This is a genomic window from Sphingobacterium siyangense (genome assembly GCF_023277505.1).
GTDB classification, from domain to species: domain Bacteria; phylum Bacteroidota; class Bacteroidia; order Sphingobacteriales; family Sphingobacteriaceae; genus Sphingobacterium; species Sphingobacterium siyangense.
This window is the reverse complement of sequence record NZ_CP080574.1, coordinates 66263-87717: the sequence shown is the minus strand read 5'-3', so window position 1 is coordinate 87717 and position 21455 is coordinate 66263. Positions and strand designations below refer to the sequence as shown.

The window sequence follows — 21455 nt, the reverse complement described above, 5'->3', positions numbered from 1 at the left end:
AATTATTCTAAATAATAGCGCAAAGGTATAAAAAATAACCTATTTAGAATGATTAAAAACAAAAAAGTCCTGAACCACCTCAGGCTCAGGACTTTTTTATGTCGTCAGACAGTTATTTTATAGTCAGACAGGTATTTTAGTCAAATTTCCATCTTACGAACGCTTCAATAGCTTCATAATTTGCAAGACCTAATTGGTCATATAAAGCTGCGGTTTCGCTTGTACGGTCTTCAGCACGTACCCAGAATTCACGTGGATCATCTCCAGGGAATACAGGTAAATCTTTTTGAGATTGGTGTTTGAAGATCGCTAAACGTTTACGATAAACTTCTTGTGGAGATAATGGAACGGCCATTTGGATCTCGTGGATTGGGTATTCATGCCATGCACCTCTGTATAACCATAACCAACAATCTTTGGTCCATTCATCTGTTTTGCTCAATCTGCTCAATGCTTCAAACAAGATATCGAAACATACTTTATGCGTACCGTGTGGGTCAGCAAAGTCACCTGCAGCAAATACCTGATGTGGTTTTACCTGACGCAACAATTCCATTGTTTGTTGAATATCATCTTCAAAAGATACATTTTTTGAAAACTTTTGTCTATCATAGAAAGGCAGATCCTGGAAATGGATATTTTCATCTGGCAAACCAACTAAACGAGCTCCTGCGATCGCCTCACCCTTACGGATCAATGCTTTGATTTTACGGACAAGTTCAGTATCGATCTGATTTGGTTTTTTTGTCGCAAAAATTGCTCTTTCCTCATCATAAATTCGACCGATCTGAGAAGCTTCCGCCTCTGCCCCAATTTGTTTTGCTAAATCTTCAGCAAACTCCAGATAACGTACCACATCATCATCCCAAACAGCTGTATTACCACAAGTTTGGTAAGCAACATGGACATTGTGTCCTTGGTCTGCCAGACGAATAAATGTACCCCCCATCGAGATGACATCATCATCCGGGTGTGGAGAAAATACAATTACATTTTTCTTCGCTGGATTGGCACGCTCAGGACGTTGTGAATCGTCAACATTGGGTTTACCTCCCGGCCATCCCGTGATCGTATGTTGAAGTTCGTTGAATATACGGATGTTGATATTATATGCCGGACCGGTTTCTGTAACCAACTTCGCCATTCCGTGTGCATTATAATCCTCGTCGGTAAGTTTCAGGATTGGTTTTTTGATCTCTAAAGCTAACCAAACAACTGCTTTTTTAATTAACGAAGGCGTCCAAGTAACATCTTCTGCCAACCAAGGAAGATCAAAACGTGTCAACAATGAAGCAGCAGCTTCATCAAGAATAAATTCAACGTTATCCGATAATTGTAGATAAGTTGCAGGAATCTCTGAGGAGATTTCACCTTCAACTGCTTTTTTAATGATCTCAGCCTTTGTTTCGCTCCAAGCCATCAAAATGATCTCTCTCGCTTTGAAAATTGTACCTACACCCATGGTAATCGCTTTTGTTGGTACATTTTCTTTTCCACCAAAAGCACGGGAAGCATCGCGACGAGTTAAATCGTCCAACGTTACCACACGTGTACCTGAGTTAGGTGCAGAACCTGGTTCATTGAATCCGATATGGCCTGTACGGCCAATACCTAATAATTGAATATCTAAACCTCCTGCTGCCGTAATCTTCTGTTCGTACGCCTCGCAGAATGCATTTACTTGGTCAGGAGCTAAGGTACCATCTGGAATATTTACATTGGCCGCATCAATATCTACGTGGTCGAACAAGTTTTTGTTCATAAAGGTCACATAGCTCTGATCAGCATCAGGTTGCATCGGGTAGTATTCGTCAAGATTGAAGGTAATCACGTTCTTAAAGCTTAAACCTTCTTCTTTATGCAAACGAATCAATTCTTGATAGACTTTTACCGGTGTGGCACCAGTGGCAAGGCCCAGAACAGCTTTCTCACCTTTCTCTTGCTTTGCACGAATAATTTCAGCAATACGATTTGCAACGTTTTTCGAAGCTGAATTTTGATCTGGATAGACGCTCACAGGGACTTTTTCGAAGCGCGTTTCTTCCAATAAATTTAATCTAGCCATTTTATGGGTATGTTGATAAACGTGAATTACAAATTTATAAAATTAGTACCTCAAGTTGAAGTAAAATTTTAATAAAGTGGTTCTTTCTTAGCGATATTTTAAATAAAACCTTTTAGCTATTCTGTTAGCTCAATAATAGGGTTATACCTTATTCAAAATCTCGACTGCTTTTACTAGTGTTTCATCCTTTTTAGCGAAACAGACCCGCAAAACTTGTTGATTTGTAGCTTCTTTATAGAATGCCGAAAGTGGGATTGTTGCAATTTTATGTTGTCTAGTTAACGAACATGCAAACTCAAATTCTTTCTCCTGACTGATAGCAGTATAATCTATATTAAGGAAATAAGTTCCTTCACAAGGAAGAATCTTAAACCGGGATCCCCTTAATCCGTCCTTCAACAAATTCCTTTTCCGCTCAAAAAAGTCCGATAGGCCTTTGACATAGCTTATATCCTCTAGATATGCTGCGATAGCGAATTGCATGGGCGTATTTACACTAAACACATTGAATTGATGCACTTTTCTAAATTCTTGAGTTAATTGCGGCGGGGCAATGCAATAACCAATTTTCCAACCCGTTGTATGCAATAATTTTCCAAAGGAAGCAATTACAAAGCTTCGCTCGCGCAAAGTCGGGATTTCCAGCACCGATTGTGGGGAAGCACCATCGAATACGATATGCTCGTATACCTCATCGCTCAGCAACAACGCATTGGTACCTGATAACAAATCCCCAAGTTTAATCAATTCTTCTCTACCGAGTACTTTGCCTGTTGGATTATTCGGATTATTGATGATGATTAAACGGGTTTTGGAATTAATTAACGTAGCTACGTAATCCCAGTCAATCTGAAAATCAGGAGCCAATAATCGCACGGGAACAACTTTACCACCGAACAATTCGATCGTCGGCGCATAACAATCGTATGCCGGTTCAAAGATAATAACCTCATCTTGTGGCCTAACAACAGTGGCAATAGCTGTAAAAATTGCCTGTGTACCACCAGATGTCACAGTAAGCTCTGCCGTTGCATCAACCGCCACGTCATAAACTTCACGATATTTTTTTGCGATAATATCACGTAATGCCTGTGCCCCAATCATTGGCGCATATTGGTTATGCCCCTGTTCCATTGCCTTAGACACCAATTGAACCAACTTCGGATCGGTCTCAAAGTCAGGAAAACCTTGCGACAGATTTAAGGCTTGTTGTTCATTGGCGAGCATCGTCATTTTGGTAAAGATCGTCGTGCCGACATGTGGAAGTTTAGAAGTTAGGTTGAAGTTCATTTTTTGACATTTTATTAATCTACTAAATTAGTGGATTTTCTTATATTTGTAAATATATATAAGAATAATAACATGATAAAATACATCACACTACTTTTTTTAGTTCTGCCGTTCTTTGGTTCTGCACAAAAAAAAGAACTTACCAAAGAGGAGTATATTGCACGCGTTAAGGCCGCTCCGGATTCAATCTCGACATTGGTTGACTTGCGTAGAGTCGGCGGTTATGACCCTGTATACCCTGAGCTTCAAGCGCTTTATAATACCTTGAGTAAAAATGTCAAGAATTCAAGTGAAGGAAAAGAGTTCCAAGACTACTTAAATACATTGGAAACGGTTCAAATTGGAAAAATAGCTCCCGCGTTTACGCAAAATGATACTACTGGTAACCCTGTAAAGCTTTCGGACTTTAAAGGAAAGTATGTTCTCCTTGATTTCTGGGCATCTTGGTGTCCGGATTGCCGTGTCGAAAGCCCAGATCTTGTAAAAACATACCAACAATTTAAAGGTGAAAACTTTGAAATATTGGGTATATCCTTTGATAAGGATCGCAATTCTTGGATTAAAGCCATCCATGCAGATAAATTGCACTGGCGTCATGTTTCGGATCTCAAACGTTGGCAAAATGATGTCGGAACATTATACGGCGTAAAATCTATTCCTCAGAATGTACTGATCGATCCCAATGGGAAAATCGTCGCCAAGAATTTACATGGTGATGCTTTACGCGCAAAATTGAAAGAAGTCTTGAAAAAGTAAACTATAGACGATCCATAAAAAAGACCATGTTTTAGTAAAAGCATGGTCTTTTTATTTTATTCTTTGAAGAAGGCCATTTTTCTGAAAAAATCTATTTTAAGATGATCCCAGTAAATTACGATATTAAACGATTGATTACCCCTTTTTCTCGCTTAGCCAAACAAAGCACTGAAGATGTCCTCCAATTTGGCAACCGGACGAATGGCAATATTATATTTTTTAGCATCCAATCCTTTGGTATTGAATTTAGAAATAAAAATACCATCGAAGCCCAATTTCTCGGCCTCCTGTATACGCTGTTCAATGCGATTTACGGCCCTTATCTCACCCGATAAACCAACCTCACCGGCAAAAGTCAGATTGGATCGAATCGCGATATCTTGTTGTGAAGAAATAATTGCAACAACAACAGCCAAATCGATCGCAGGATCTTCAACACGCAACCCACCGGCAATATTCAAAAATACATCCTGTGCACTTAACCTAAAGCCAAAGCGTTTCTCCAAAACAGCCAGCAGCATATTTAATCGCTTCGTATCGTAACCTGTAGAAGAGCGCTGTGCATTTCCAAACGCCGAATTACTCACCAGTGCCTGTACTTCAATCATCATAGGCCGCACTCCTTCGAGCATCGCCGCAATGGAAACGCCACTAACAGGTTCATCGCGCTGGGAAATCATAATCTCCGAAGGATTTGACACTTCCCTAAGCCCCGACCCCTGCATTTCATAAATACCCAGTTCTGAAGCAGATCCAAAACGATTCTTTACGGCCCGTAAAATTCGGTATACATGATGACGATCCCCTTCGAATTGAAGCACTGTATCCACCATATGTTCTAAAACCTTGGGACCTGCAATAGACCCGTCCTTGGTAATATGCCCTACAATAAAAACCGGTGTACTGGTTTCCTTTGCAAACCGCAGCAGTTCTGCGGTACACTCGCGTACCTGAGAAACCGACCCTGGTGCCGATTCAATTTGTGCGGAATGTAAAGTCTGTATAGAATCTATGACAATGACATTAGGCTGTACCGTCTCGATCTGCTTGAAAATATTTTGAGTCGATGTCTCGGTAAGGATATAACAATTTGCTTTAGAAGATTGTGACAATCGCTCTGCCCGCATCTTAATTTGCTGTTCGCTTTCTTCCCCAGAAATATAAAGTGTCTTGACTTGTGGGATCGATAAAGCGAGCTGTAACATCAACGTAGACTTCCCAATACCGGGTTCGCCTCCGATAAGTACCAATGAACCCGGAACGATACCACCACCAAGAACCCGGTTAAATTCCTGATCAGGAGTCAATATCCGTAATTCATCCTGATAGACAATCTCGTGAATGATTGCAGCTTTATTCGCTCTTTTCGTGCTTCCGCCTGTGGTAGAACTACGCCATTCGGGCACTTTTGAACTCGTCTTTTCGACGACTTCCTCAACAAAACTATTCCATTGCTTGCAAGAAGGGCATTGTCCCATCCATTTGGGAGATTCGTAGCCACAGTTTTGACAGAAGTATGCTGATTTTGATTTTGCCATGCTACGAAATTACAAATTTATAGCTGTTAAAAGCGTAATATCATGCCCCATACATATAATATTACCCAGGATATTATGCACGGACTGATCAGCCTTTCCATAATGCTACTCCTATGGCGGCTTAAGTCAATATACAGTATATTACTATATACCACATCACTATTTTAACAATCCGTCAACAATGCTGCGTGTATACTGGAACCTTACTCACAAACCTTAAAAAAACCGAAGTGTTTATTCTTCATTTTCTTTTAAGATCCGCAAAAAATTTTGTCCCATGATCTTCGCAACATCTGTCTTTGTATAACCTCTCTCCAACAGCGCTTTGGTCAGTAGTGGAAATTTAGAAACATCTTCCAGACCTTGGGGTGAGGATTCTATGCCATCGAAGTCCGAGCCTACAGCAACATGATCAATACCCACTTTTTTGACCAAATAGTCGATATGATCCAATAATTTCGACAGTGGAGCATCGGCTTGCCGTTGAAGTTCTTTTGGCAACTTTTCATACATAGACCAAGTACTCAATTTTGTATCCCCCTTATCACCAAATTTACCCACATACAAATCCTTAAGCCTTGTTTCATAGGCCGGATCCAAAAAACCTGAATAAAAATTGACACCAACAACGCCCCCATTTTTTTTCAAAGCTTCCAATTGTGCATCTTTCAGATTGCGGAAATGTGGACATAATTCATAGGCGTTGCTATGGGACACCAAGATCGGTTTGGTCGTTATCGCCAGCACATCATAGAAAGTCTGCTCTCCTCCATGCGACAGATCAACCATCATCCCTAATTTGTTCATCTTCCGAATAATTGCTCGACCTTTTGCCGTCAACCCTTTATCCTTGGGATCCATACGACCTGACTCCATAGCTGCACAACTCGCCCAGGACAAATTGTAGTTCCAGGTCAAAGTGAGGTATTTGGCACCACGCTCATAGAGTCGCATTAAATGATCAACACTTCCCTCAATCATATTTCCGCCTTCAACCCCAATCAAAGCGACTATTTTTCCCGTTTTTAAGATCGAATCGATATCACGTGAAGATTTTGCCAAACTTATTTTATCGGTGTTCGCCGCAATTATCTTTTCCAATGCATCTATCTGGTCATTTGCGTGCTTAAATGCCCCGGATTTCCACTTCGCATCATCGGACCACACAGCAAATACCTGCACATCGACACCTCCCTCCCGCAGTCGCGGTAAATCAGTAGCTCCCGTACTTATTCGCTGACCAATATTTTTCCCCTGGAAAATGGATTCGTAAATCACATCATTGTGTCCGTCGACGACCACCAAATCTTGGTGTATCTGTTTATAGTCTTGACTATATCCAACATTGTTGAGTGTCGTCATTGCTAGTCCAAGTAATAGTGGGCCTTTTATCATTTTTGACTTTCATTGATCGTTTCATAAATAGCGTCCTGAATCCTGCTTCTGATATTTAGATCCAACAGCCTAGTACTCACCTGAGGATGTACGCGATTAGACAAAAAGATATAGATCAGTTGATTTTGTGGATCAATCCAGATACATGTCCCTGTATAGCCAGTATGTCCAAATACAGAGCTATTTGCTAACTTAGATGGATATTCATTTTTTGGGTTTGGATCCCAACGGTCAAAACCTAAGCCCCGACGACTGCTTGTCGATTGCCTGGAGGTAAATAAATCTATTGTTTCGGTTTTAAAGTAGCGCTCCCCCCCGTACTCTCCTCTATTCAATAACAGTTGACCATAAATTGCCAAATCATTTGCTGTAGCAAATAATCCGGCATGCCCGGCAATACCGCCAGCCATTGCCGCACCCTGATCGTGTACATAGCCTTCTAGTAATGTTTTCCGAAAGGAGGTATCCTGCTCGGTAGGAACGATTTCATTCTTTTCAAAACGCTCTCGGGGAAGGTAACCCGCACGCGTCATCCCCAATGGCCTGTAAAAGTTCTCCTGCACATAATCTTGCAGCGGTTCAGCGGTCTGATGTTCTGCAACTTCCTTCATCACGTACATACTGATATCACTATACACATAATTTCCAGTGGGTTTTACAGGTGATTTTAGCATCTCGGGCCACATAACATCGCGGTAATAATTATTGAGGATATAGCTATTGTCGGCCATTTTTACTTGATGGTTATCATCGCGGACCGAAACAACGTCTCCAACTTTCAGATATTTATAGAAGGGAATAAAAGGTGTAAATCCTGCTTCATGCAACATGACGGAACGAAGCTTGATATCCTTTTTATTGGTATACTTTGCCTGCCATAGGTAATGTCCCATGGTACTATCCAAATTAATAATATTCCGCTCGGTAAGACGCATAATCACAGGAGTAGTACCAGCAATCTTACTGACAGATGCGAGATCAAAAATATCAGTTGTTTTTGTGGGAATATCTTTGGAATATGTGTGAAATCCATAAGATTTCTCCAAGAGTACTTGCCCGTCTTTCACGATCATGACAACAGCTCCCGGTGTTGCTTGCTTATCGATGGCTTCTTGTGCAATGGCATCAATTTTCTTCGTCAATTTGGTCAGGTTCAGATTAGAACTTGATGCAGCGCCATATTGCAGCCTTGTCTGTGTGGTTTTGACATGACCGGCGGTTATAGGAATCCCACCAAAAATAGACATTGCCATCTGACGCTGTCCAATCTCTGAAAAAGGAGCAAGCAATTCGATCAAATCAGACTGAGGATACTCCGATAAACTCTTTTTGCTCTTTTCATTTTCAAAAAAATGACAAAGGATAACTTTTTTATTGTTTAATACGGCCTGCTTCAACTGTGCTAGACAAGCTGCATCTAAGTCATCTTCCTTTCCAGCAACAATAACGGTGTTATAATATTTGATGTCCTCATCAAATTTATTAAAATCAAAAATTTTGATGTTTGCATAGCGGGCCAACTGTTCTGTGAACATCGCATATTTTGCAGCGTTAGGAACGACAACTGCAATACGAAGTTGATCCAGGTTTTCTAAAGGCAGCAACTGATCGAGGTTATTAAACAGTATCGTTTCGTTCTTAATTGTAGACTTATATTGAGCAAACAGGGGGCTAATACAGAACAAACCTGCAAATAAAGCCCCAAAAAATCGTTTTTTCATTCTGCTTTTATCGTTTTTTAGGTTCTATCAAATAAAAATACGAATTAAATAACGAAGGAATATACTCGCTCGAAAAAAAATCAATTTTGTTACTCGACTTGACTATCGGGGTTAATAAATACTGTCTCCCTTTGGTCATAGCAGATTCAACCATCCCCGGATTGCATCATGAAGGTTTTTTCTGTAAGTTTGACTAATGCCAGAATTGATTCAAGATAAAACAATATTTTCCTTGCTGGAAGTCAGCCGCAGTATCCAAAAGACACTTGCGGAGCGGTATAAGAGTTTGTACTGGATCAAAGCCGAAATGAACAAGCTCAATCATTATACGCATTCTGGCCACTGTTATCCTGAACTGGTTGAGAAACAGGATGGTAAAATTGTCGCTGAAATTCGGTCCATCTTATGGAAAGCTGATTACAATCGTATCAACAACAATTTTCTTAAAGTCGCCCAAGAACCTTTGCGAGAAGGGATCACGATGTTATTTCAGGCAAGTATTTCCTATGATCCCATGTACGGATTAAGTTTGCGCATTGTTGATATTGATCCGACTTTTACCTTAGGTGAACTTGAAAAGGAGAAGTTAGACAGTATTCGAAAGCTGAAAGCAGAGGGCATATATGAGTCCAATAAATTATTGGGCTTTCCGGTGGTTCCCAAAAGATTGGCGATTATTTCAGTAGAAACAAGTAAGGGACTTTCTGATTTTTACAAAATTATTAATCAAAACCCTTGGGGTTACCGCATAGAATGCACGCTCTTTCCGGCATTATTACAAGGAGACAAGTCAGTACCTTCTATTATCAATCAGCTTGCAGTTATTGCTGAAAAAATCGACAAGTACGATATCGTCGCCATCATACGTGGAGGAGGTGGTGAGGTTGGGCTTTCCAGTTATAACAACTACTTATTGGCACGTGCTATCGCTATCTTCCCAATCCCTGTATTGACGGGCATTGGACATTCGACGAATTACACGGTTAGCGAAATGGTCGCCTATAAAAACGCGATCACTCCCAGTGAGCTAGCCGATTTTCTGATTCAGAAGTTTCATAACTTTGCTATTCCAGTTGATAAGGCAACGGAAAGTATACAACAACTCATTCTTACCCGATTTAAAGAAGAGCGCAATGTACTATCTCAGCTCGCAACACATATACAATGGATTGGCAAAAGGGAAATTCAAACCTCGAGAGCCGCTGTTCAGCAATTTCAACATGAGCTGAACTCCTTGATAAAATTACGGCTTTACGAGCACAAGACGGCTTTGGCTCATACCGAGCGAATTATTCAACTCTCTGATCCAATTCGGTTATTGAAACAAGGTTTTTCAATTACTAAGGTTAACGGAAAACTACTGCAGTCGGTGACACAGGTATCCCCGGGCGATGTGATACAGACGATACTCGAATATGGCGAACTTACCAGTACTGTAACGGATAAATCTCCGAAAGAAGGTCTGGATGCGAACCAGGCTTAATTTGGCCATCGGTACACAAATTTTAAAGAAAGCATATCATAATGGAACAGAATTATACCTATACAGACGCCTTTAACGAATTGCAAACAATCGTAAGGGAAATTGAAAATGGCACAACAAATATTGATGAGCTCGCGGGAAAAATCAAAAGGGCTTCTGACCTCATTCAAGTCTGTAAAGCCAAGTTAACAGCGACGGAGGACGAGGTAAACAGTTTATTACAGAAAATATCCCCAGCTCAGGAAACGGATGATGACGAATAGTTAAACCAAACGACAAGACACATCAAGATCCTCGGTAAAATAATAACTGGCACATAAGCGGTGGTAACCATCTGCTATGATAAGTTTCCCATTTGCCCGAACCAACAGAATTGGAGATAACTTTTCCTTCTTCTTGATCTTTCTTAGATTTTCCTTGACGTGGCGATTGGTATCAGGAAGCAGCGGAAGTGCACTAGCCCGCAAAATATCCTTGGATTTCTTTTTTATCGTAGTTGCTCCTCTAAGTTTTCAACAAAGGCCTTACATTCTTCCGGAACAAATAAAAGCTCCAAATAATCGCAAGCTGCGGGGAAGTCATGTTCCTGGGGATCCGCTAACCAAAAAGCCTGTCCTTTTTCAATTTTAACTGTACTCATAATATAGCTATCATTTCCTAATACATTTCAGCTCATCCTAAAGCTTGCTAATATTGATAAGCCACGACCTGCCTATCACGGCGTACCGTTTCTACAAACTCCCGATGTTTGGTCACATTTCCCGTCAATCGCCAAATTGTATTCAAACTTTCTTTGTTATAGCGTTGACTGACAATGACTGCCTTAAAGCCCATGCTTCGGATTAACTGCTCGGTATGTTCAAAATCTGCCTCAGATGAGGTCTGCAGTTCATAGTCTTTTATCTTGTGATAATTGTCAATATAGGTTTGCAAATAAGTTAGCAGCGCTAAAATCATCAGAACCAAGCCTACACCAATAAACGCTAAAAATATATATCCAGCACCAACACACATACCCAAAGAAGCTGCAGCCCAAATTGTCGTAGCGGTCGTTATACCACTTACTTTATTGTCTTCTTTGAAAATCACGCCTGCTCCTAGGAAACCGATACCAGTAATAATGTTTGCCGCCAATCGATCTGGATTTGCCAATCCAATTTTTAATGAAAGAATAGTAAAAAGACAAGATCCAAAGCTCACCAATATAAACGTCCTCAAACCCGCGGATTTATTGCGATATTCACGTTCAATCCCAATCAGCAGACCTATTAAGACTGATAAGATGATATGTAAAACGTCACGCGATTCAAAAGGTTGTAATAGGCTATCCATGAGTTTATTTCTTCTTCATCCAATTTAAGAAAAATAGGGAGATCTATCAAATGATCTCCCTATTAAAGAATAGCTTTTCTTCGACCTAATACATTGGTACTTCAATTAGCAGTAATGATGTATCATAGTAAGCTTCAATCGCTATTTTTTCTGTTTCGTATAAACCAATGGCATCCCTTCTTGATAGCGTTTCATTTGCTACGCCGATCTTTCCTTCCAAAACAAAAAGATAAAGCCCATTTTGCTCCGAATGAACAGTATATTCTATCTTTTTACCCGCCTCGATGTCTGCCAAGTTAAAATATGCATCCTGATGTATGTGTACAGCATTGTTATCCATTTTATCCGGTGAAACAATCGTTGCAAATTTATTGTGCCGATCTAATTGAAGGTAGGATTTCTGATTGTATCTAGGCTCCAACCCTATTTCGTTGGGGATTACCCAAATTTGTAGAAATTTAACAAGATTCTTCTGATCGTTATTAAACTCGGCGTGCTGCACACCAGTACCTGCAGACATAATCTGCACATCTCCTGTATGGATCGTACAGCCATTGCCCATACTATCCTGATGTGCCAGTGCCCCCTCCAGTGGTATGCTAACAATTTCCATATTGTCGTGTCCATGCCGATCAAAACCTTGACCACCTTCCACCTGATCATCGTTCAATACCCTCAGGGCACCAAAATTCATCCTTTCGGGATCAAGATACTGTCCAAAACTGAATGAATGCGCACTTTTCAGCCAGCCGAAATCGACGTGGCCACGATCACCTTCCCGATGTATAATCTTTTGCATGTTGTCCTCCTTACTGCATAAGCTTCTAACTATCAAGGACAAAACCCATACCAACAGGAATATAAACCCAAAATCTGACAATTTGTCAAAAGAGAGGACTACAGTGGCTTTAATTTATCCGGAGCTAGCGCGTGAACAAGTGCACGCGCGAGAATTCTATTCGGGTCTATGATAGTCATCCCATTGTAATCCCGTTCAGGGATAGCCAAAGGTAACTCTGCACAACCCAAAATAATGACCTGCGCTCCTTTCTTTTTCAGATCATCCATGACCAACAATAGATCTTCCCTTGCTTTATTGGCAATCGGTACGGGTTGGGCCTTTATTCCATAATCTTCATCATAGATTGCATTATTTACCTTCTCTTGCTGCGGTCCTTCCGGCTCGACAACAACGAAACCTTTTCGAATAAATGCTTCCCGATATAAACTGCAGATCTGTTCTCCTGCGGTAGACAAAATCCCGACTGTCGTGTCGGGATAGTTTTCGTCTACAAATCGGACAGTCTCATAGACGATATGCAATAGCTTCAACGTGCTCCCCACACGGGCCATCTCATCTTGAACAACAGAAAAAATCGGTTCTGCATGTGCCGTATTGGACGGAATCGCCGCAATGGTCGCTCCGGCCATTTCAAGTTGTCTTAAAATTGCAGCGATAGCCTTACCGGGATTAACATTGGATTTATCCAATAAATACGCCGTTCGGTCAGAGATCAAATTTGGACATGAGAATAACAAGAGCGGCAAGTGTTCCTGATCGGATCTTGCCGCCGTCTCATCTATAATTTTCTTCGTAATATCCAAGCCGCCATAAGGGCCTAGTCCACCTACTATTCCAATCATAAAACTATTTTTATATCATAGATATAACCAATAGTCTTACAAATGGTTTGTAGAAATTACCATTCTATAGCTTGGTCCTCGTCAGGTATCTGCGTGTTCAATTTTCGTTCTAAAGTGAGAGATCCTGCGACTTTATAGCGGATTGGCACATTGGGAATCATCGTATAGTCTGTAAATTCATAATCGATATTATTGATTGTAAGCCAACGCCATTTCAAATAGGGCCGTACTTTATCCATTGCTTCTGACATGGTATAACTTGCATCTTTGTTCACAACAAACTTAATATTAGGATTATCCGAACGGAAAGTCACTGTACCCGTCTTAGTAAAGGTTGCGTATATCTTATAATTCCGCCTATCTTGTCTTTCCTCGTCAATATTTCCTGCATAGAAAAAAACAGTATTTTCATCGACGACATAACTCCGGATTTCGCTTTTTACGACCGGTGTCTCATTTTCTTGTCCCTCCATTCTAGTTAAGAGAGCTGCACCTGAATAATTGCCGGAATAATCGTTGAATGGATTAACCCGAAGTATTGCTTTCTTGTAATACTTTCGAGGATGTCCTTTATAGTTTGCAGATGGATCATCCATAATCGTCAGCGGCAACACCCATTTTTCAGTCATATCAATGCCTTTCAAAGAGAAATCTATTGCCAGTAAGCCCGTGTTTTCGCCCGAATTGATATTGACTGTCGCGGGAAACGAAAAATAATTGCTGCTTAATTGTTGGTAATAAAAGTCTTTTCGGTTTTGAAATCGTTCAAAATTCAGCACATTTAAGGTATCCGCATCAATTCCGACTCGAACCTCAAAATTTGATTCATTATTGGTTGATCCACTGACAATCAAAGGCTGTAAAAATGTGCTCTTCGCAGCATCCTTATAGCGAACATAAATATTGGAAACTCCATTGTTGTCCAAAGGAGCCTTAAAAGAAATATAATGTTCATATTGTTCTTCCTTCCATTCATCATTGCAGGCTCCAAAAATGAAGGGTATCAGCAATAGAATGAATTGTATATATAACTTGTTCATAAAACATCTATTTGGTTAATCGTTATAAGTCCATCCCGGATTTTGTGTTAAGTTTTTGTTGCGTTTAAGTTCGCTATGACTAATTGGCCAAAACCACATTTTGTCGGCAAAAGTGGTTTTTAAAGCCCATACCGCAACTGGCTGATGAAAAAGATCCCGATCTTTTTGATTCATGAGAATATTACAGCCATAGATGGGTAAAGCCTCTTCAACAGGAGCATCCATCCAACGACGCAAATCATAGTAACGTTGGCCCTCTCCCATAAGCTCGATAAAGCGCTCGCGCTTCAAGGTTTTTCTAAGCTCGACTTTACTACTGTATACATTTGCACTATAATCTGGCACGCCACCACGAATCCGTACAGGCTGTATCCCCTTTTTCATCTCTGCAATATCGCGGCTGATTGTGTAAACACCGCCTCGCCAAGATGGAATACTGTAGGACCCACCCAGCTCATTTAATGCTTCTGCATACATGAGCAGAATATCCGCATAGCGAATTGCTGGCTCTGCTTTCGGTACGATACGAGCCATACTTCCCCCTTCATAAGTATCATTGGGATGGACAAACTTTTTAACACCGAAACCTGTGCGAAGCCAATAAGCATTGGACGAGTTAAACCCATTGCCCCTGTCATTATCGCGATAATAGAACACCTGCTGGTTCCGATTACGCTCTTGTGTTTCATTCAACAGCGTCCAGAAACTACCATTGAAAGCAACAGAAGCATAAAAACGAGGTTCGCGATTCGCATACTGTAAAGAGACTCCCGGGCGCAAGGGCTTGTATTTTCCCTTGTCATAATCTTCTTGCGATACATAGCCACTCAAGCGATTTGAACCATTTCCACGACCTATTTCTTTATCCATTCCCGGTATATCCAAACCATTATCCATATAGTAAGCATCTACAAGCTTTTGCGTCAGCCCGTGTGTGTTCCATCCCGTTGCCGAGCGCGGAAGCTGATGGGCAACCATAGCATCAATCCCCTCGTTCTCCTGATTGGTACCACGTGTGAAGATTAACTCAGGATTTCCAGAGGCTGGCAACGTACCGTCAAATACCTGAGCATAAGATTTAGCCGGGTCGATATTTGCCCAGCCATCGGGCCAGCTCTTTTCTGAAAAATTATTGTCTTTTGGTGGTACTACTGTAGCATCATTTCCTGTTGTTTGCAATCCTGTCCAATACAATTGATATACCCCTAGTTCCATTACGTCCCGTGCTGCCGCCGCTGCTTTTGCCCACTTCTCTTCGTTATATTCCGCAGACAGCAAACGTTTTCCTTTATTATCAATCAACCTCGCCCCAATACTTGTATTATTACCATTGGCCAGCGGGCTTGCTGCATACAATAAGGCTTTAGCTCGCGTTGCCAAAGCTGCACCTACACTCGGACGGGCGGAGCCATCTTGGCTTCTTTTCATACCCAAAGCCTCCATTTCTTTTGCCGCCAGCAGCATTTCAGTGCTGATATAATTGGCACATTCTTCATATGTATTACGTGGAACCGCCAAATTATCATAACTATCTGTATAGTCTAATCCCGCATCTGGCAGCACTGGAATGGGGCCATATTTACGAAGCAAAAGCCAGTAGAAATAAGCTCTTGCAAAACGTGCCTGCCCGCGATAGTCAGCAATTTCAGCAGCAGACATTTCAGTATTCATATAGATATTCTGAATAAAGGTGGTTGCATTCCGAATCCCACGGTAGCATTGCGCCCATGTGCCCTGTTTGTCATTCTCCGTATAGAGGCCCATCTTAAACATGTTGTAGGACAGTTCATTTTTTGATGGATCATAATCTTTATCGCGATCACCATAGTACATATCATCTGCAAAACAATGCGGAGTAAGCCCTTTACTTGCCACATCGGCATTTTCACCTTTGAATTCTAAAAATACATTTGCTAACCATTCTTCCGAATAGAGCTTGCTTTTAAAGACTTTCTCCGTTGTGAGGCGATCCTTGAAATATTGATCAGACTTTAAATAATCCTTTGTACAAGAAGAAATGACGCCTGTGCCAAGCAGAAGCATGAATACAATATATAATTTCTTATTTTTCATTTCTTTAAATTTTATAGGTTAACATTGACACCGAAAGTGAACGATTTTGGCAATGGATAATCTTCTCCCCTTGGGCTTGCCAGTTCTGGATCCCATAATTTGAATTTTGACCAGGTTACGAGATTGCTGCCAATGACAAAAAATCGAATGCTATTTGCCCGGATACGATTGGCCAGATGTTTGGGCAAGCTATAACCAATATCCACCGTTTTAAGTCGAAGATATTGGCCGTTACGCAGCCAAAAGGTAGACTCCCGAAAATTATTCGGATTAGGTCCATAACTAAGGCGAGGATATGAAGCATTTAGATCTTCTGTTGCTGGATTTCCAGAAATATCAGCTGAAATCCATCGATTATCGCCCATGCTACCTTTCATTACTTGGCCCCATTCTCCTTCGCTAAAGGCATATACGGTCTTGCCATAAGTAAAGAACGTGGATTTGCCTGCACCTTGAAAATGCACACTGATATCTAGATTTTTCCAGCTTGCTGACGCCCCCACACCATAGATTAGATTAGGTCTTCTAGTTGCACCGACAGCAACGCGGTCGCCATCATCGATAACACCATCACCATTTACATCTTTGTATTTAATATCGCCGGGTTGGTAGGTTCCGAAGGTTTGTTTTGGACTATTGCGAATGTCATCATAGTCTTTAAAAAGCCCCAAAGCGATCAATCCAACAGCTTGATCTACACGGTAGCCTTTTTGATTTTGATAACCATACACATTATTTTCTTCATCGATCGTCGTAATTTCATTTTTACTGTAAGTAATATTGCTTCGTCCTGTCAGATTAACTTCGCCCAATTTTCCCTTGTACTCCAAACGTCCATCAAAACCACGTGATTTAACCGCTCCCACATTTGCCCTTGGTGTACTTTCCAATCCCACCAAGCTTGGCAAATACCTACGCTCCATATAAATGCCGGTCCGTTTTTCATCAAAGAAATCCAAGTTGGCGATAACTTTATCCTTAAAGAGGGCGAGATCAAATCCCAGATTCTTCTTGACAGCCATCTCCCAGGTCACATAAGGTGACGCAACCTGACTATACCTTAAACCCGTATAATTCCGATCAACACCATAGTCTCCCCATCTGTAAACACTAGAAATACCAGAAATTGTATATAAATATGGAAAGCGTTCCAGATCATTTCCAATTTTAAGCTGATCGTTCCCCACTTTACCCCAAGAATAACGAATCTTGAACATGTTCATCCAAGGCATATTTTCCTTGATAAAAGTTTCCTCAGAAACATTCCAAGCCCCTGAAAATGCAGGGAAAAACCCATACTGCTGACCAATGGCAAAGTTCTCAGACCCATTATATCCGAAATTAAAATCCACAAAATAACGTGATTTCCAATTGTAGGTCACACGGCCGGCCAACCCTTGATTACGTATCGCGATGCCGTTTTTAATATCATCTCCGAGATCGACCGTTTTGACAAGTGCGTCACGTGTAAATCTAGCGACCCCTCCAATATGGTGATCGCCAATATTTCGATCATAATTAAACATCATATCGTAGAATTCACGCCGGTCTCCTTTGGATAGACTGTATTGGTACATTTCTCTCGGGTCTGATATATGTCTATAAACTATTTCGCCGTTTTCATCTCTTGCGCGTTCGGCGAGCCATTGCTCCGGCCATTTTCGTCGCTGTATGTTATTTTCGTTAAACGTGTCGTAGCCGACAATTCCACGAAAACGAAGACCTTTTGTAATAAAATCGAAATTCTGTTCGAGGGTAATATTGGTCTGTACTTTATTTGTCCAGTTCTCATTGAAACCTGTTTGTGTTGCCACTACCCATGGATTTGTCATATTGCCTTCGCCAATTGCAGGTACCCGGCCATCAGAATACATTATTGGGGTTCTTATGGGGGAATATCCAAATAATACTCCCCAAAAGAAATCATCACCTAGTCCAGGGCTATTCCTTTTACTGAGATCTCCAGCCACACCAACCTTAAGCAAAGTCGATTTTGTTATATCGATATCGGTATTTAGACGATAGTTCCAACGTCTAAAATTTGCATTTGTATTATAGTCCTTGCGTAAAGCTTCGTCTGTTTTATACATCCCGCCCTCATCAACATAGCTTCCTGACACAAAATAACGGGCAGTTGGTCCACCTCCACTTAAATTTAAATTAGCACGGTAAGTCATCGCTCCTTTTTTGAGCAACAGGTCTTTCCAGTTCACATTCGGATAAAGATCGGGGTCTAAGCCCAACCGTAAGATTTCGAGCTCCTCAGGCTGATAGACCGGCGCATTGTTCCGGGTAACACGTGCTTCATTCAGCAAGTTTGCATAGGTTACACCGTCCTCAAATTCAGGCGTAATGGTACGTGTATTGTAGATATTTTCATCTTTTATATTGATGCTAATTTTACCCTCTTTACCATGTTTGGTTGTAATTAAAATAACGCCATTAGCTCCTTTAGAACCATAAATTGCCGTTACAGCTGCATCTTTGAGGACAGTAATGGTAGCAATATCCTCGATGTTGATATCATTGATATCCCGTTCTATATTATCAACCAGCACCAGCGCAGCGGTTCCACCGCCAAAAGTCGAGATCCCACGTATCCAAAATTCAGAAATGTTCTTACCTGGTTGACCAGACTGCATCATAGCCATCACCCCAGGGACATTTCCGGCGAGAGCATTTGTAATGCTGGATGTAGGATTTGATTTCATGGTCTCCACATCTACTGTACTTACAGCTCCTGTTAAGGTGAGTCTTTTTTGCGTACCTGTACCCGTTACAACAACCTCATCTAAAACACTCGTTTCCGCTTCCAGCAGGGTTACGTTGACTGTCAAATTATCTTTTACCAAAACCTCCTTTTTTTGATAGCCAACAGAAGAAAAAATAAGGGTTTTATAGCGATCAACCTTGATTTTATAACGTCCATTATTATCGGTTACCACGCCCCATCCCGGAGCATCTTTTACCGACACGCTCACACCAACCATAGGTGTCTTCTGAACATCGGACACAAGGCCAATAACCTCCACGCTTTCTTGGGCCATGGTTAGGCCAATTACCGTGAGCAGTAGCGTACATAGCAGTAATAATCTTTTCATAATTCTTTTTATTTTATTGGTTTTGGCTAGCTTGATCCATCTCTTCCAGCGCAATCTTACGAATACGACGATTGGCTTGATCTCCAATATAAAACGCACCTTCAGCTTCATCATAGGCAATACCTGAAGGGCGATCAAAACGTGCTTCTAAACGTAGATCCCCATTGACATAGCCATAAGGATTACTATTGAGGCTAGAACTTCCCCTACCTGCAAAGGTTGTAACACTTGCTTCAGGGGTTAAAATCCGAATCGCATGATTCATCTGATCTGTAAAATAGAAATCATACGCGTCATTCTTACCTGCATCAACATAGGCTTGATTTTTTACAAATACACCTTGATAAGGATTATTTAGGCGCGCTGAAGAGCCTACGCCATCTTGATAACCATACGCTCTAATTTGACCACATACGAGGTAGGGCTGTGTAAATCGTTTCTTTTCCCAGTTGTAGTTTACACGGAGAATATAGCCTTGATTAATGACAACGATATAAGCATAGTTGCCCGTTGGATGAATGAAAATCTTGTACTCCCATTGTGGATCATGCACAACAAATAACGTTTCATAATCTTTGACACCTAAACCTTCACTAAAGTATTTATTGAGGTCAAATCGAAAAAATTGACCCTTTTCATAGCTATTGAAATACATCTCTCCATTCACCGGATGGATTGAGGCGCCATTACACTGTTTATAAGTAGTTAGAACTTCCCTATCCTGCCAATTTTTGTCACGCGATAAGCGATATGTTGCCCGGTCATTCTCGCCGCCGCGATCCTCAGCAATAATCATATACTTCTTATCTAAAGTAAAATCAACACTACGTGGACGATCAAAATCCGAACGTTTTTTCGTGATGGTACTATCCTCAAAATTGACAAGGTATAACCCATTATTATTGTCAAAGGTCATCCAAAGATGCTTAGGATTGGCAGGATCAAACTTCATAAAAGAAGGCTCCCAAAACCCGCTTGCCATTTTATTTTCGTCTGCGTCCTTGAATTTCCCATCCCGCCAGGGTTCATCACCACGCGCATTTCTGTAGCCCGCTAGTGTGGACACAACCATCTTGCGTTGATAATCGAATATTTTCTCAGCTTTACCTACAACTTGCTTGTCCTGATTACCGACGCGGACCTCAATATCCCCCTTAAATGCCTGTTTAGGTACAAGGCAATACAGAGATTCTCCTAAGGCATTGACAACGACAGCCTGTTTTCCGCCGATAAAGACCGCTACATTCTTCGGGTCATTACCAAAGTTTTTACCGTAGATTACTAGACGTTGACCTACCCCGCCAGATGATGGGGCAAAGTCAGAAACGACAACAGGTTGGGAAGGATCAAAAGGGATCCCCTCGTTGACACTGACAGGCTTATCATCTTTACAACTTACAACGCTTAAACTTAGCCCGACAACAGCCCAGATTAATCGATACAATAGCCAGCTAAAGCCCGCTGCTTGTTTAGTTTTCATAAGATATTATATATTGGTTAGAATTTATTCTATAAACTTTACTATATCAGCATCGTCGAATCTCGATTCGCTGACTTTGCGATATATTCCTTAAAATTTCTTTAACATCACTGCTATTTATAGGATAGTTTTAGGACGAACGGATCGATACCCGCCCTATTATCAGACGAACACTTTGTTTTAATTTCCACATAATTGGTTACTTTTATATAAAGCTAAATGGTATTAGCCCTCTTAAGCTAAAAAAAGACTTTATGACAATTGCTTCAAAGTCTTCCTGTTTTCAAAATTACTTTTCTAATTATTTTCTTTTTTAAACTAACAATAGCTGTCGACCTTAATCCTTTTTCATTTCGACGGTTTGTCTACTCTTCTTTTTACCGAGGAAATGAATGGATAAATTCTATCTTGACTTTCTAAATGCTTCTCTAAGGTTTTCTTTCTATAATTGATTACTCAAATTTAGGGATTGTAAAGATTCTGATACTATAGAATTATCTCAATAAACTGCTTATTTGTATCAACAAAGTGATGCTA

At 40.8% G+C, this 21455-nt stretch carries 16 protein-coding genes; 3 read left to right on the top strand and 13 right to left on the bottom strand.

Annotated features, from left to right (window positions below; translation table 11 throughout):
• Positions 1-136: 136 nt before the first annotated feature.
• On the bottom strand, positions 137-2065 hold the full coding sequence (nagB, locus tag K2F45_RS00420; RefSeq protein ID WP_075990500.1) for a glucosamine-6-phosphate deaminase: 1929 nt from the start codon (positions 2063-2065) through the stop codon (positions 137-139).
• Positions 2066-2206: 141 nt separating this feature from the next.
• Positions 2207-3355 (bottom strand): methionine aminotransferase, encoded by a 1149-nt coding sequence (locus tag K2F45_RS00415; protein ID WP_075990499.1) that lies wholly within the window; start codon positions 3353-3355, stop codon positions 2207-2209.
• A gap of 72 nt (positions 3356-3427) precedes the next feature.
• Between K2F45_RS00415 and K2F45_RS00410 the strand changes: the two genes are divergently transcribed.
• Positions 3428-4111, top strand: coding sequence for a peroxiredoxin family protein (locus tag K2F45_RS00410; RefSeq protein ID WP_075990498.1), 684 nt, complete (start codon positions 3428-3430; stop codon positions 4109-4111).
• A gap of 152 nt (positions 4112-4263) precedes the next feature.
• On the opposite strand, the gene radA is transcribed toward K2F45_RS00410, so the two are convergent.
• From radA to K2F45_RS00395, 3 genes are all read right to left on the bottom strand, one after another.
• Complete coding sequence (gene radA, locus K2F45_RS00405; protein WP_075990497.1) at positions 4264-5649, bottom strand: DNA repair protein RadA; 1386 nt, start codon at positions 5647-5649, stop codon at positions 4264-4266.
• A gap of 234 nt (positions 5650-5883) precedes the next feature.
• A complete protein-coding gene (locus K2F45_RS00400) occupies positions 5884-7044 on the bottom strand; it encodes a dipeptidase (RefSeq protein ID WP_075990496.1) in 1161 nt (386 codons plus the stop codon).
• Complete coding sequence (locus tag K2F45_RS00395) at positions 7041-8765, bottom strand: serine hydrolase domain-containing protein (RefSeq protein ID WP_075990495.1); 1725 nt, start codon at positions 8763-8765, stop codon at positions 7041-7043. Before K2F45_RS00395 ends, K2F45_RS00400 begins: the two co-directional genes overlap by 4 nt.
• A 196-nt stretch (positions 8766-8961) precedes the next feature.
• Here K2F45_RS00395 and xseA point away from each other — a divergent pair, with 196 nt between their 5' ends.
• Both xseA and xseB read left to right on the top strand, forming a co-directional pair.
• The gene (xseA, locus tag K2F45_RS00390) at positions 8962-10248 is read left to right on the top strand and encodes an exodeoxyribonuclease VII large subunit (protein WP_075990494.1); all 1287 of its coding nucleotides are present in this window, start codon (positions 8962-8964) and stop codon (positions 10246-10248) included.
• A 41-nt stretch (positions 10249-10289) separates the two neighbouring features.
• Positions 10290-10511 carry an exodeoxyribonuclease VII small subunit gene (gene xseB, locus K2F45_RS00385; RefSeq protein WP_075990493.1) on the top strand — a complete coding sequence of 74 codons (222 nt, stop codon included), beginning with the start codon at positions 10290-10292 and terminating at the stop codon, positions 10509-10511.
• Between the two features lie 224 nt (positions 10512-10735).
• On the opposite strand, the gene K2F45_RS00380 is transcribed toward xseB, so the two are convergent.
• From K2F45_RS00380 to K2F45_RS00345, 8 genes are all read right to left on the bottom strand, one after another.
• Complete coding sequence (locus K2F45_RS00380; protein ID WP_216640420.1) at positions 10736-10888, bottom strand: hypothetical protein; 153 nt, start codon at positions 10886-10888, stop codon at positions 10736-10738.
• Between the two features lie 47 nt (positions 10889-10935).
• Positions 10936-11580, bottom strand: a complete 645-nt coding sequence (locus K2F45_RS00375; protein WP_248932771.1) for an MgtC/SapB family protein — start codon at positions 11578-11580, stop codon at positions 10936-10938.
• 85 nt (positions 11581-11665) lie between these two features.
• Positions 11666-12379: a pirin family protein gene (locus K2F45_RS00370; RefSeq protein ID WP_075990491.1), complete on the bottom strand. Its 714-nt coding sequence runs from the start codon at positions 12377-12379 to the stop codon at positions 11666-11668.
• A 98-nt stretch (positions 12380-12477) separates the two neighbouring features.
• Positions 12478-13224 (bottom strand): aspartate/glutamate racemase family protein, encoded by a 747-nt coding sequence (locus K2F45_RS00365; RefSeq protein ID WP_075990490.1) that lies wholly within the window; start codon positions 13222-13224, stop codon positions 12478-12480.
• A gap of 56 nt (positions 13225-13280) precedes the next feature.
• A complete protein-coding gene (locus tag K2F45_RS00360) occupies positions 13281-14264 on the bottom strand; it encodes a DUF4973 domain-containing protein (RefSeq protein ID WP_075990489.1) in 984 nt (327 codons plus the stop codon).
• 15 nt (positions 14265-14279) lie between these two features.
• A complete protein-coding gene (locus K2F45_RS00355; protein ID WP_248932770.1) occupies positions 14280-16337 on the bottom strand; it encodes a RagB/SusD family nutrient uptake outer membrane protein in 2058 nt (685 codons plus the stop codon).
• Positions 16338-16348: 11 nt separating this feature from the next.
• Positions 16349-19438, bottom strand: coding sequence for a SusC/RagA family TonB-linked outer membrane protein (locus K2F45_RS00350; protein ID WP_248932769.1), 3090 nt, complete (start codon positions 19436-19438; stop codon positions 16349-16351).
• 13 nt (positions 19439-19451) lie between these two features.
• Positions 19452-20918, bottom strand: a complete 1467-nt coding sequence (locus tag K2F45_RS00345) for an IPT/TIG domain-containing protein (RefSeq protein WP_248932768.1) — start codon at positions 20916-20918, stop codon at positions 19452-19454.
• Positions 20919-21455 lie beyond the last annotated feature (537 nt).